Here is a 13,707-nt window from a genome sequence, read left to right as displayed (position 1 = left end):
TCAGGCGCGGTGCCGCAGGACCGTCGGGCGGCCCTCGTCGTCCCACTGGGAGAAGCGGGCGTCGATCAGCGGGCCGACGAGGTCGTACGTCTCCCACGTGTCGGGCACGCGGTACACGTCCTCGGGCTCGCCCTCGCCGGGGCTCACCGCGTCGACGTAGTCCTCCAGGTAGAGGCCGCCGCCGTCCTCGTCCTCCTCGTCGCCCGTGTAGTACGCGCTCGCGAACGCCGCGGCGACGTCGTCGAGGTCCTCGTCGACGAGCCTGCCGTCGCACACGTCGAGCACGAACGCGCCGGGCGTCGTCGTCCTGTCGCGCAGCGCGGCGAGCTCGTCCGCGGCGTCCTCGGCGAGCTCCTCGGAGACGTGACCGCCGAGCACCGCCCACGCGAGGAACGTGCCGATGTGCGTCGCGCCCGCCTCGGGGCCCGCCTCGGGCGGGTAGCCCTCGCCCTCGGAGTGCCAGGACGCATCGTCGTACTTCGTCGTCATGCGCGCGACGCTACCGCCTCCCGCCGACCACGACAGGAGGGTCGATCTCCCGTGGATCACGACCCTCATGTCGTGCTCGACCGCGTGCCAGGTCGTGTTCGGCAGCGAGGCGGGCGGGCGGGGCCGACGGGCGGTTGGCGGGTCAGGCCACCGGGGCGCCGGCGAGGGCGTCCGCGAGGAGCTCGAGCGTGCGGGCGCGGCCCGGCGTGGAGTCCAGCGCCTCGTCGGCGCGCGACGCGGCGACGGGGACGACCATCACCTCGTCGACGCCGTGGCGCTCGGCGAGCCGGCGGACCTCGGCCGCGGCGTCGTCCGGCGTCCCGACGGCCCAGCGCCGGAGGCTGTCCTCGACCATCTGCCCGGCGGTGCCGTCGAGGGGCGCCGCCTGGGCCTCCTCCACGGTCTCCAGCGCGGTGAGTGCCTGACCGGTACGCAGCCGCGCCATCATGCGCGCCTGCGGGAGCGCGCGGGCACGCGCCTCGTCCTCCGTCTCGGCGACGACGGCGTTGAGCGTGAGGAACGTGCGCGGCTCGGGGAACTCCTCGCTCGGGCGGTAGCCCTCGCGATACAGGGCCAGGATCTCGTCGATGCCCTGGCCGGAGAAGTGGTTCGCGAACACGTACGGCAGCCCGAGCTCGGCCGCGAGGCGCGCGGAGTAGTCGCTCGACCCGAGGAGCCAGACGGTCGGTGCGGCGTCGGCGGCGGGCGTGGCGTGCACGTCGTAGACCTGGCCGCTCGTGAGGCGCAGCGTCGCGCCCTGCGGGCTCATGAGCGCGAGGATGTCGGTCACGTGCTGCGGGAAGCGGTCGACGTCGGCCGTCGGGCCGGTGATCCGCAGGAGCTGCGTCACGACGGGGTCGGAGCCCGGAGCACGGCCGATCCCCAGGTCGACGCGTCCGGGGGCGATCGCCTCGAGCGCCGCGAACTGCTCCGCGACGACGAGCGGCGCGTGGTTGGGGAGCATGACCCCGCCCGAGCCGACCCGGATGCGGTCGGTCACCGACGCCGCGGCGGCGATCATCACGGGCGGCGTCGACGCCGCGACCGCGGGCATGTTGTGGTGCTCGGCGAACCAGTACCGCTCGTACCCGAGCCGGTCCGCGAGGCGGACCAGGTCGAGCGACGCCCGCACCGCCTGGGTGCTGGACTGGCCCGAGCGGACGGGCACGAGGTCGAGGACGGACAGGCGGGGGGTCTGGGTGCTCACCCTGGTGCCAACCGGCGACCCCCGAGCCTCATTCCCCCGGGAGACCGGGGCAGCCTGCCAGGATGGTCGTCATGGACGTCCCCTCGATGATCATGGGCGCCGCGATCGCGTCCGTCGCCTGGATCGTGCTCGTGCCCTGGACCCGAATGAAGGAGCTGCGGGCGAAGGATCAGGCGGAGCGCGCGGAGGACTGACCGCCGGGCAGCGGTGTGCGCAGCCCGCTCGCCCGGTGGACCGGGCTCCTCACCGCGGTGCGGACGGCGTCCTCGGAGCCGACGACGCGCACGAACGTCTGCGCGCGCGTCACCGCCGTGTAGAGCAGCTCGCGCGTGAGCAGCGGCGACGTGGCGGGCGGCAGGACGAGCGTGACACGGTCGAACTGGCTGCCCTGCGCGCGGTGGACCGTCATGGCGTGCACGGTCTCGACCGGCGGGAGGCGGTGGGTGCGCACCCGGAGCGGGGCGCGCGGGTCGCCGAACACGGCGACGACACCGGCGCCCCCGGGTTCTGCGACGAGCACGCCGGTGTCGCCGTTGTAGAGCCCCACCTCGGCGTCGTTCGTCGTGACGAGCAGCGGCCGGCCGGCGACCCACGGCGTGTCGGTCGCGTGGTGGCCCGTGGCCTCCTCGACCCACGCCTCGACCTGCGCCGCCCACCGGCCCCGACCCGCGGGACCGCGCCGGTGCGCGACCATGACCCGGTGTCGGGCGAGGGCGTCCAGGGCCGCGGTGGCGTCGCCCGCGCGGGCCGCCTCGACGAGCGCCGTGCCCGCCGTGACGGCGTCGGCGCGCACGGCGGCGAGCACCGCGTCGTCCGGGACGTCGTCGGGCGTCTCGAGGAACTCCACCGAGCCGTGGCCCGCGCGCAGCAGGGCGAGCGCCTCCTCCGCGTCGCCGGTCCTGATCGCGGCCGCGAGCGGCAGGATCTCGGAGTCGCGGTCCTGGCGGTGGACGGTGCGCAGCCGCACGACGCCGTTGCCCAGCACGGCGCGGTCGTCCACCTCGCCGTCGGCCGGCGGCGGGGACGCGGCGAGCGCGACGTCGGCCGTCGCGACCACGACGGCCGACGTCGCGGGCGGGGTGACCGGTTCCCGGTGCACGAGGTCGCCGAGCACGGCACCGGCCTCCACGGACGCGAGCTGGTCGGGGTCGCCGACAAGCACGAGCCGTGCGTCGGGCCGCAACGCCTCGAGCAGCCGCGCCATGAGCGGCAGCGCGACCATCGACGTCTCGTCCACGACCACCACGTCGTGCGGCAGGTGGTGGTGCGCGTCGTGCCGGAACCGGGTGCTGCTGCCGGGCCGGTAGCCGAGCAGGCGGTGCAGCGTCGTCGCGACGGGGGCGCCGACGCGCTCGCGGTCGGCCGGGTCCGGGAATCCGGCGACGACCTCGCGCACCGCCTCCTGGAGGCGCGCGGCCGCCTTGCCCGTGGGCGCGGCGAGCGCCACGCGCAGGCCGACGTCCCGGGTGAGCGACGCGTCCGGACCAGGTGTGGTGGCAGGGGCGGGCGACGCGGTGGCGGCGGCAGGCCGCGCGGCGTCGTGCAGGACGGAGAGCAGGCGCGCGACCGTCGTCGTCTTGCCCGTGCCCGGGCCACCCGTGAGCACGGTGAGCCGGCGCGTGGCGGCGTGCGCGGCGGCGAGCCGCTGCCGGGTGTCGTCCGTCGCGGGGAAGAGGCGGGACAGCGCGGCGTCGAGGCGGCCGGGGTCCACGGGCAGGTCGTCTGCGGCGAGCCGGCCGTCGACGTCGTGCCGGACCGCGAGCTCGTCGCGCCAGTACCGGTCGAGGTAGAGAGCGCCGCCGACCCAGCGCGCAGGGCGGTCGGCCGGCCCGTCGACGCCCGCCGCGACGAGAGGGCTGCGCGCGACGGCCGACGCCCACGCGGTCCGGTCCGGCCAGGGCAGGTCCGTGGCGTCGGTGCGCGCCGCCTCCTCGTCCTCGGGCAGCTCGAGCGAGCCGAGGTCGTCCAGGCGCACGCACACCGACCCGCTGCGCACCGCGCGGACGGCGAGCGCGACCGCGAGCAGCACCCGGTCGTCGTGCTCGCCCGTGAGCCGGCCGAGCCGCAGCGCGACGCGCAGGTCGGCCGCGGAGACCACGCGCGCGGCGTTGAACGCGGCGAGCCACGCGGGCACCCCGACGGCGAGGCGCGGGTCGCCCTCGTCCACGGGAGGAGCCGGGGGCGCGGCGGGCACCGTCGCGCCGAGAGGGGCCGTGGTCATGCGCGACCTCCGTCGAGCAGGGCGGACAGGGCGACGACGAGCCCTGGCGGCGGCGTCCAGGCGACGACGCCGTACGGCGCGCCGTCGGGACCGGTCGGGGTGTCGGGGCCGGCCATGCCGCGCACGAACAGGTAGGCGCCGCCCGCGAGGTCGCGGTCGGGGTCGTAGTCCTGCACGCGCCAGCGCAGGTAGCGGTGCAGCGCGACGAGGTAGAGCACGAGCTGGAGGGGGTAGTGCGAGGCGAGCATCGCGTCGCGCGTCGCGTCCGGGTGGTAGTCGCCGACGGCGAGCGCCACCCCGGGCGGGCCGACGCGGTTCGTCTTGTAGTCGACGACGAGGTACCGACGACGGCCGGCGGGGTCGGGACGACCGTCCGGCCCCGCGACGGGCACGCGCAGCACCGCGTCGATCGACCCGGTGAGGTACCCGCGCAGCGGGACCCCGCTGGCACCGCCCGCCGTCCGGCTCTCGCTCTCGTCCGCCAGCGCCGCGAGCAGGTCGGGGTAGCGGGCGAACGCGTCGTCGGCGGGCAGGTGGGCGCGCAGGACGTCGGCGAGGTCGCGCAGCGTCGAGGGCCGGACGCCCTCGGTCTCGTCGCCGCCCGCGAGCGGGAGCTCGAACTCGAGCTCGGGCAGCCGGTCCCGCGGGTCGACGTCGGCGAGGGTGAGGCCGCCCGCGATCGGTCCGAGCGGGGTGCGCAGCGACAGGCCCAGCGCCGCGGCGAGCGACACGGGCTCCACACCGGGCACGCGGACCGTCGCTGCCTGGGCGCACCGGGCGCGCACCTCGGCGTCGAGGTCGTCGGCGGCCGTGTCGACGTACTCGAGGATCTCGTGCACCAGGGTGCCGAACGCGGTGCCGCCGGGCTGCCCCTCGTAGGGCGAGGGGACGTCGGCACCAGGACGGATGGCCGGCGCTCCGGTCGGCACCCCGGCCGGCGCGGCACCGGTCTCGTCGGCGTCCGGCGACTCCTCCGGCTCGTCCTGGATGCCCGGGTCCTCCGGCTCGCTCTCGATCCCGCCGACCGGCCCGTGGTGCGCCGCCGCCGTGAGCGCCGAGTACGACGCGCGGCGCCACTCGCGGTCCGGAAGGTGCGCGGTGGTCGCGAGCGCGAGGTCCGAGGCGGTGCGGCGCCCGGGAGACCAGCGGGCGCCCTTCGGCCGGCTCTCGACCTGCTCGACGACGACCGTCCCGCCCGAGCGCGCGGCGAGCGCCTCGAACGCGGACCGGACGGCGTCATCGCGCATCGCGTCGGGCCGGGCGTGGCGGCCGGGCTCGCCGCCGAGCATCCGGTCCGCGAGGAGCAACCGCGTGAGGGGGCCGGACCCGGTGCTGCGCTTGGTCGGGGTCCAGTGCACGACGACCTGGTGCCGGGCCCGCGTGAGCGCGACGTACAGCAGGCGCAGGTCCTCGCCCAGCTCCTCGTCACGCCAGCGCGCCTTGGCGTCCACGAACCCGGGGGAGCCGACGCCGCCCAGGTGCAGGACGCGCTGCCCGTGGTCGTCGTGGAACGCGAACAGCTCCTGGTCGTCCGACTCGAACCGCTCCCAGCCGAACGGGACGTAGACGACGCCGAACTCCAGGCCCTTCGCGGCGTGCACCGTGACGACCTGCACGGCCGCGGCGTCCGTCTCGAGGCGGCGGGTCCGCTCGTCGGTGAACACCGCGCCGACCTCGGCGATCCGGGCGCGCAGCCACGCGGTGAGCGCGGCCGTGCCGAGTCCCTCGGTGACCGCGGCCTCGTGCAGTGCCTGCGTGACGTGGCGCAGGTCGGTGAGGTAGCGCTCGCCGTCGACCCGGGCCATGACCCGCGCGGTCGCGCCCCGCCGGGCCGCGACCTCCGCGACGGCGGCGACGCCCCGGTCCGCGAGCAGGCGCGCCCAGGCCCGGACCGTGTCGCCGAGCTCGTCGTGGTCCGCGTCCCCGGCCGTCGCGAGCCGCTGCGCGTCCCAGCCCACGAACGGCGTGAGGGCGAGCGCCGTCGCGCGGCGGTGCAGGCCGGGCTGCTCCAGCGCGGCGAGCAGGGTGAGCCAGTCCTGGGCCGCTGCCGAGCCGAACACGCTCGACGGCCCCGACACCACGGCGGGGACGCCCAGCGCGACGAGCGCGGAGCGCACCGCCTCGGCCTGCGCGTTCGTCCGGGTGAGCACCGCGACGTCGCGCGGCTCGAGCGGCCGCCACAGTCCAGTGACGCCGCCCGCGTCGTCGCCCGCTGCCACGAGCCCGTCGTCGCGCACGCGGTCGCCGCCGCCGTCCGCGGTCCCGAGGCGGCCCGCGACGTCCGCCGCCACGTCCTGCGCGAGCAGGCTGCGCGCGTCGGGCGCTGACGGGGCCGACGATCCCCCCAGGCGATAGGCACGCCGCGTGACCTGCCGCAGCCGTACCGGCGCGCCGCCCGAGAACCGCGACTCGGGGTGGGCGGCGTCGACGGGACGCACGACGATCCGCGGGTCCCCGAGCGCCGTCTCGCCCAGGAGGGCGTGCAGGCCCGCCAGGAGCGGGCCGTCGCTGCGCCAGCTCCTGCTCAGCGTCGCGGTGTCCGCCGCGTCCTCGACCGCGCGCAGGTATGTCACGACGTCCGCGCCGCGGAAGGCGTAGATCGCCTGCTTGGGGTCGCCGATGAGCACGAGCGTGCGGCACTCCTCGGGATGCCCGTGGAACGCCGTGCGCAGGATCTCCCACTGCTCGGGGTCGGTGTCCTGGAACTCGTCGACCATCACGACGCGGAACCGCGACCGGACCCGCCGCGCCGCCGTCGCGCCGTGCTCGGGGTCCGTCAGCGCGCGGCGCAGCAGCACGAGCAGGTCGTCGTAGTCGAGCAGGTGCATCGCGCGCTTGCGCGCCTCGACCTCGCGGCGCGCGGCGACCGCGGCCTCGTACCGTGCCGCGGCCACCGACCCCTCGGCCGCGTCCGACGGCGCGACCACCGCCCCGTGGTCGCTCACCGCCACCCGGGCGACGTCGCGCACGTCGCGCGGCGACAGGATCGGCTCCGGCTGGTCCGCGAACCTCCGCACGTACAGGTCGTCCGTGACCTCCTCGACGAGGTCCGCGACGTCGGGCAGGAAGCTCGTCGCGAGGTCGACGTCCGCCGCCGTGCCGAGCGCGGTGAGCATCTGCTGGCAGAAGCCGTGCGTCGTCGTGATCGTCGCGGCGTCGAGCTGGGACAGCGCGACGCGCAGGCGCTCGCGGCGACGGGCGAGCTCGTCGTCGTCGACCGCGGCGAGGAACGCGACGAGGTCGTCCGGGCTGGACGCCGGACCCGGTCCGCGCAGCGCGCGCTCGGTCGCGACGAGGCGCTCGCGGACGCGGTCGCGCAGCTCCGACGTCGCGGCACGGCCGAAGGTCACGAGCATGATCTCCGGCAGGGCCGCCACGCCCTCGGCGACGTACCTCGTCGTGAGGGTCGCGATCGTGTGGGTCTTGCCCGTGCCGGCGCTCGCCTCGAGCACGACCGTCCCGGTCGGCAGCTCGCCGAACGGGTCGAAGCGCCGAGGGGTGCCGCTCCTCGCCACGTCGCCGTGCGGGGCGGCACCGTCCGTCGGGGTCCGGGACGTCGCGCCGTTCACCGGGCACCTCGCAGCTCGTTCTCCAGCAGGGGCTCCCACACGCGGCGCGCGAGCGCGCCGAGGCGGGTCGGGTCGTCGGGGAATCGGCCCAGGTCGACCGTGGTGGCGAGCCCCGCGACGTCGGGGAGGGCGGGGTCCTGGCCCCACGCGAGGACGACGTACGGGTCCTTGCGCTCGAAGCCCTTGTTCCACGCCCAGCCGGCGCGCATCAGGGCGTCGCGCGCGTCGCTCGTGCTCCGTTCCTCGGTGTAGCGCAGCGACACCTCGGGGAGCACCGGCAGCGGCTCGCGCGCCGCCTCGTCGCGCAGCGCCACGAGGTCGGCGAGGACCCGCACCGCTATGTCCCGGTCCGGCGGCGTGAGCGTCGACCAGGCGACGCCCGGCCCCCGGGACGAGCGACCGATCGCGACGGCGTCCCACGGGCGACCCGGGTCGCTCGCCGTGAGCGCGAGCGCCTGGACCCACGCGCGCAGCCGGTGCTTGGGCCCGAGGCGGGAGTACTCGGTGCGGACGACGCGCGCGCCGTGCACGCCGGGGACGCTCCCGACGAGCGTGCGGCCGTCGGGCAGCACGGCGCGGACGTCGACCGTCTCGGCCGAGCTCAGCACGTCCTGGCTCACCGGGCGACCGGCGGCGAGGTCGGCCTCGCGCGCGGCCCCCACGGCGGTGACGCGCAGCGGGCCGACGGCGCGGACCACCTCCTGCAGCGCCGAGCGCCCCAGCTCGCGCGGCGGGACCTGGCCCCGGCGCCACTCGGCCTGCATCGCCCGGTTCGGGTCGACACCCGAGAGCGCGGCCCGCAGCACGCGGTCGCCCACGCCCCAGCCGGAGAGCCCGGTGAGCGCGAGCGGGAGGCGGTCCTCGACGTCGTCCTCCTCCAGCACGAGGCCCACGTCGAGCGTGTGCTGGGCGAACCACCTCGGCGCGTTCTCCAGCAGTCGGACCAGGTCGTCGAGCTCGACGTCGGCCGGCGCGCCCGGCGACCCGGCGCCGCCCGCGCCGTCCGCGGGGAGGTCGAGCGGTGCGCCGACGAGCGCCCCGACGGGCCGGCGCCCGCGGTGCAGGGCACGGGCCCCGGCGAGCGCGGCGTCGTCGTGGCTGAACGGCCCGGGCACGCCCAGGGCACCCGGGACGAAGTTGCGCTCGTCCACGGTCTGGAGCGGGTGCTGCACGACCACGTGCTCGCGCGCCGGGCGGCCGTCGACCGTCGTCGCCACGCGGTCGAGCGCGTCGAGCAGCTCCGCGACGGGGACCGCGGGCGGCCGGGCGGCGCCGGTGCGCTCGTCGGCGCCCGTGTGCACGACGACGAGGTGGTCGCCCGCCGCGGCGACGGCGTCGAGGAAGATCTGCCGGTCCTCGCTGCGCGCGTCGCGCTCGCCGATCTCCGGGTGCCGCGCGAGCAGGTCGTCACCCGCGGGCGCCGCGGTGCGGGGGAACACACCGTCGTCGAGGCCCAGGAGGCACACCACCCGGTGCGGCACCGAGCGCATCGGCTCGAGCGAGCACACGGTGAGCGCGCCCGTGCGGAACCCGGCGCGGGTCGGCCGTCCCGCGAGGCGGTCGTCGAGCAGCGCGCGCACGTCCGCGAGCCGCAGCGCGACCCCGCCGTGCGCCGCGCCTGCCGCGCGCACGTCGCCCAGCACACGGCGGGCGGAGCCGATCTGCCACGCCTCCGTGGGCGGCGCCTCGGCGAGCATCGTGAGCGCGCGGTCGAGCGCGTCGAGCCAGTGCGCGAGCGGGTGCACCCCGTCGAGCGCGCGCAGTGTCTCCGTCAGCCGCGCGACGAGCTCGGCGAGGCGGCCCGCGAGGTCCACGTCGGTCGAGCCGACGTCGTCGAGCGGCAGCGCCGGACCGACGAACCGCGCGTCCTCGTCGGCCATCGCCGCGCCGAGCAGGAGGCGGTCGAGCGCCGCGTCCCACGTGCCCTGCCGCACGTGCCCGTCGATCCCGAACCGCGCGCGCCGCTCGCCGTCCTCGCCCCAGTGCACGCCCGCCTCGACGGCCCACTGGCGCAGGCGGTCCACGTCGTCGTCGGAGAACCGGAACCGGCGGCGGACCGGCGCGCTCGCGGCGAGGTCGAGCACCTCCGACGCCGTGACCCGGCCGTCGGCGAGTCGCAGCAGCGTGGCGAGCAGCGCGAGCACGGGGTTGGTCGTCCCGGCGCCGCGGTCGGCGAGGCTGACCCGCAGGCGCTGGCCCGGGTGCGCGTCCTCGCCGAGCTCGGGGACCGCGCCGAACGTCGCCGTGACGAGCGGGGCGAACGTCTCGACGTCCGGGCACAGCACGATGACGTCGCGCGCCTGGAGCGTGGGGTCGGCCGAGAACAGGCCGACGAGCGTCTCCCGCAGGACCTCGACCTGCCGCGCCCGGCCGTGGCACGCGAGCACCTGGACCGACCGGTCGGCGGGGTCGACGACGTGGGTCCCGTCCGGCGTGTCCGTGCGGAGGGCGCCCTGCAGCGCGCCGAGCAGCGTCGGCGGCGTGGGCGCGGCCTCGTGGCGGGTCTCGTGCACCACGCCGCCCCCGGCGAGCCGGAGCTGCAGCTCGACCGCGTCACGACCGGTCGACGCGAGGAACGGGTGCCGGGCGAGCGTGGGCAGGTCCGCGCGACGTCGGGCGCCCGCGTCGTCCGGGGTGGCATCGTCGGCGACGTCGTCGCTCGTGGCGGGGCCGCCGTCGTACGCCGCGACCTTGTCCCACAGCGCGGGCGAGGGGTGCACGAGCCACAGGTGGACGTCGCGGTGCTCGGCGAGCGCACGCAGGACGCGGAGCTCGTCCTCCGGCAGCCGCGTCGGACCGAACACGGACAGCCGCGGCGGGAGGTCCACGGCCGCGGGGTCGGCGCGCAGCGCGGCGACCGCCTCCTCCACGCGCCGCGCCGGGTCCGTGGCCGGGACGCGGTCGACGAGGCGCCGCCAGAGCTCGGGCTGCCACGCGAGGTCGTCCGGGGTGTCGCCGGTCCCCGGCGACGGGGGCGACCACGCGAGCACGACCTCGGGCCGCTGCCGCGCGTAGTCGACGAGCAGGTCCGCGAGCCGGCGCGCCAGAGTCAGCCGTCGCCCTCGGCGCACCTCGTCGCCCGGGTCGCCGACGTACCGGGCGAGCGGCGCCGCCCACGGCTCGGCGAGGTGCGCGTCGAGCACCTCGAGCACGGACCAGGCGAGCCGCTCGGGGCGCCAGGGGTCGTCGTCGGGGTCGAGGTCGGTGAGGTCCGCGACGACCTGCTCCACGAGCCGGCGCGGCCCACGGAAGTCGACGTTCGCGCAGATGCCCGACGTCTCGCCCGCACCCAGGTGGTGCGACAGCCGCTGCGCGAGCCACCGCTCGACCCCGCGCGTCGGCACGGCCACGACGTCCGGCGTGAACGGGTCCTCCGGTGCCTCGGCGAGCACGGCGGCGAGCGGCGCCACGAGCGCCTCGGCACGCTCGGAGCGGTGCACGTGCAGCAACAGCGGACCCCTGTCGGTGGTGGTCGGGCGTGGTCTCGCGCCGGGCCGGTGACCGAGCGCTACGAGGAATCTACGAGGTGCGTCCCACACCGTCGAACCGTCGTCCACAGAGCTCTCCGAGCACGGCGACGGGCTGTGGGCCTCACCCGACGGCCGGGTCGGCGCGCCGCGCGACGAACACCCACTCCCGGCCGGGACGGTCGGGCGCGTCACGGACGTCCACGAGCTCGAACCCGGACGCCACCAGGGACGCCTCGATCTCGGCGCGCTCGCGGAAGCGGAGCGTCGAGTCGGAGTGCAGCGTGGTGCCGTCGGGCAGCACGGTCGTGTCGTGGAAAGACACGAAGGGGAGCGACACGTCGGTGAGGTCGGTCCAGGACTCGACCGGCCCGACGTCGGGCACGTCCACGCGCGTGGCCGTCGCCTCGCGGGTCCACCCCTCCCACGCCCGGCGCGCGGGATCGCGCGTCTCGAACACGAGGTGGCCGCCCGGCACGAGGGCGGAGCCGATGCCCCGCAGGGTCGTGGCCCACGCGTCGTCGGTGAGGAACACCTGGGCGACGTTCGCCGTCATGGTCGCGAGGTCGACCCGGAGCGGCGGGAGCGTGGTCGCGTCGCCGTGCAGCCAACGCACGCGGCCGGCGCCCGGCTTGGTGCGGGCGACGTCGAGCGACGCGCCCGCGGGGTCGACGCCCACGACGTCGATCCCGCGCCGTGCCAGGAGGCACGCGAACGTCCCGGTGCCGCACCCGACGTCGAGCACCCGGCGCGCGCCGAGCTCGTCGACGATCGCCGCGTAGACGTCGAGGTCGGAGCGGTCCGGGTCGAGCGGGTCGTAGAGGGCGGCGAGTCGAGGGTCGTCGAAGATCGCGTCAGGCACCCTCCGACGCTAGGAGGGTCGGTGCGACCGGTCCACGTCTTTCCCACGCACACCGCACCGACCCTGCCCCCGCTGCCCGCCGACCATGCTGTTGTGGCCCGTCCCGGCGTCGGGACGGGCCACAACCACATGGTCGGCGCGAGGAGAGTCAGGCGTTGAGCGCCTGCTCCACGTCCTCGATGACGTCGAGCGGGTCTTCCAGGCCCACCGACAGGCGCACCGTCGTCTCCGCGATCCCGACGGCGGCGCGGCCCTCGGGGCCGAGCTTGCGGTGCGTGGTCGTGGCGGGGTGGGTGACGAGCGACTTGGCGTCGCCGAGGTTGTTCGAGATGTCGACGACCTGGAGCGCGTCGAGGAACGTGAACGCGCGCTTCTTCGCGGTCTCGGGGTCGGTGCCCTCCGGGACGGCGAGGTCGAACGTCACGACCGTGCCGCCGCCGCTCTGCTGCGACTGCGCGAGCTCGCGCTGCGGGTGCGACGCGAGGAACGGGTAGCGCACGCGCCCGATCCCGGGAAGCTGCTCCAGCGCCTCGGCGACCTGCGCCGCCGCGGCGTTCTGCGCGGCGACGCGCACGGGCAGCGTCTCGAGCCCCTTGAGCAGGACCCACGCGTTGAACGCCGAGAGCGACGGCCCGGTGTTCCGGATGAACGTCTGCACGGGCCCGTTGACGTACTCCTCGGTCCCGAGGATCGCGCCGCCGAGCACCCGGCCCTGGCCGTCGATGTGCTTGGTCGCCGAGTACACGACGACGTCCGCCCCGAGCTCGAGCGGCTTCTGCAGCAGCGGCGTCGCGAACACGTTGTCGAGCACGACCACTGCGCCGGCGGCGTGCGCGAGCTCGCTCACGCGCCGCGCGTCGACGATGTCCTGCATGGGGTTGGACGGCGTCTCGAAGAACACGACGTCCGCCGGCGTGGACAGCGCCTCCTCCCACTGGGAGAGCACGTGCCCGTCGACGTAGTCGGTCCGCACGCCCCACTTGGCGAAGATCTCGTCGAAGATGACGATGCTCGACCCGAACAGCGCGCGGGCCGCGACGATCCGCGACCCGGAACCCACGAGCGCGGCGAGCGACGTGAAGACCGCGGACATGCCGGACGCCGTCGCGTAGCAGGCCTCTGCGCCCTCGAGCAGGCGCAGGCGCTCCTCGAACGCGTGCACCGTCGGGTTGCCGTAGCGCGAGTAGACGAACCGGTCGAGCTCGCCCTTGAACGCGGCCTCGGCGTCGGCGGCGCGGTCGTAGGTGTAGCCCTGGGTGAGGAACAGCGCCTCGGAGGTCTCCTGGAACTCCGTGCGGTGGTGCCCGCCGCGCACGGCGAGCGTCGCGGGGCGAGCGCTCGCGGGCAGCGGCTTGCGGCCGGAGCCGCCCGGCACGCTCCCGGGCTGCGCGGCGCTCACCGGGCCGCCTCGTCGTAGGTCGTCGTGGGCAGGCCGCGGACCTTCCAGCCCTCGACGTCGCGCAGGCCCGAGAAGCCTTGGGCGCCCTCGAAGCCCTCGAGCACGTTGTACGACGGCCCGAGCCCCGCGGCCGTGGCAGCGCGCGCGGCGCCGATCGAGCGCTGGCCCGAGCGGCACAGGAACACGACGGGGCGCTCGTCGCCGGGGGTGAGGCCCGCCTCGACGAGCTGGTCCACGAAGCGCGGGTTGGGCCCGGCCGGGGTCACCCACTCGTCGAACACGACGTCGCGGTCGAGGTCCGTGGCGTCGGGCACGCCGATGGTGCGCCACTCACCCTCGGTGCGGACGTCCACGAGCACGGCGCGCTCGTCGCTCGTCAGCAGGTCCCACGCCTGCTGGGGGGTGATGTCGCCGGCGTAGCCGACGGCGGGCCGGGCATCGGGCAGTGCCGCCCCGGGTGCCGACGTCTGCTGGGACTGGTCGCTCATGAGTC

At 76.5% G+C, this 13,707-nt stretch carries 9 protein-coding genes; 1 reads left to right on the top strand and 8 read right to left on the bottom strand.

The features are described 5' to 3' along the window. Complete coding sequence (locus ACFVN3_RS04895; protein ID WP_378231129.1) at positions 1-489, bottom strand: hypothetical protein; 489 nt, start codon at positions 487-489, stop codon at positions 1-3. A 142-nt stretch (positions 490-631) separates the two neighbouring features. Next, positions 632-1,696: an LLM class flavin-dependent oxidoreductase gene (locus ACFVN3_RS04890; RefSeq protein WP_378231127.1), complete on the bottom strand. Its 1,065-nt coding sequence runs from the start codon at positions 1,694-1,696 to the stop codon at positions 632-634. 71 nt (positions 1,697-1,767) lie between these two features. Here ACFVN3_RS04890 and ACFVN3_RS04885 point away from each other — a divergent pair, with 71 nt between their 5' ends. Then, positions 1,768-1,890, top strand: a complete 123-nt coding sequence (locus tag ACFVN3_RS04885; protein WP_378231125.1) for a hypothetical protein — start codon at positions 1,768-1,770, stop codon at positions 1,888-1,890. On the opposite strand, the gene recD is transcribed toward ACFVN3_RS04885, so the two are convergent. From recD to ACFVN3_RS04855, 6 genes are all read right to left on the bottom strand, one after another. Continuing rightward, on the bottom strand, positions 1,866-3,917 hold the full coding sequence (gene recD, locus ACFVN3_RS04880) for an exodeoxyribonuclease V subunit alpha (protein WP_378231123.1): 2,052 nt from the start codon (positions 3,915-3,917) through the stop codon (positions 1,866-1,868). The genes ACFVN3_RS04885 and recD overlap by 25 nt on opposite strands. Continuing rightward, a complete protein-coding gene (locus ACFVN3_RS04875; RefSeq protein WP_378231121.1) occupies positions 3,914-7,486 on the bottom strand; it encodes a UvrD-helicase domain-containing protein in 3,573 nt (1,190 codons plus the stop codon). The genes recD and ACFVN3_RS04875 overlap by 4 nt, the downstream gene beginning before the upstream one ends. Beyond that, a complete protein-coding gene (recC, locus tag ACFVN3_RS04870; protein ID WP_378231397.1) occupies positions 7,483-10,926 on the bottom strand; it encodes an exodeoxyribonuclease V subunit gamma in 3,444 nt (1,147 codons plus the stop codon). The genes ACFVN3_RS04875 and recC overlap by 4 nt, the downstream gene beginning before the upstream one ends. A 151-nt stretch (positions 10,927-11,077) precedes the next feature. Next, positions 11,078-11,815 (bottom strand): class I SAM-dependent methyltransferase, encoded by a 738-nt coding sequence (locus tag ACFVN3_RS04865; RefSeq protein ID WP_378231119.1) that lies wholly within the window; start codon positions 11,813-11,815, stop codon positions 11,078-11,080. A 148-nt stretch (positions 11,816-11,963) separates the two neighbouring features. After that, the gene (locus ACFVN3_RS04860) at positions 11,964-13,214 is read right to left on the bottom strand and encodes an O-succinylhomoserine sulfhydrylase (protein WP_378216202.1); all 1,251 of its coding nucleotides are present in this window, start codon (positions 13,212-13,214) and stop codon (positions 11,964-11,966) included. Beyond that, positions 13,211-13,702 carry a rhodanese-like domain-containing protein gene (locus ACFVN3_RS04855; protein ID WP_378231117.1) on the bottom strand — a complete coding sequence of 164 codons (492 nt, stop codon included), beginning with the start codon at positions 13,700-13,702 and terminating at the stop codon, positions 13,211-13,213. The genes ACFVN3_RS04860 and ACFVN3_RS04855 overlap by 4 nt, the downstream gene beginning before the upstream one ends. Between the last annotated feature and the right edge of the window lie 5 nt (positions 13,703-13,707).

Origin of the sequence: Cellulosimicrobium sp. NPDC057862, assembly GCF_042797035.1 — a bacterium.
GTDB lineage: Bacteria > Actinomycetota > Actinomycetes > Actinomycetales > Cellulomonadaceae > Cellulosimicrobium.
Note: the sequence above shows the minus strand (reverse complement) of the source record. Positions and strands in the feature narration are given on the sequence as shown.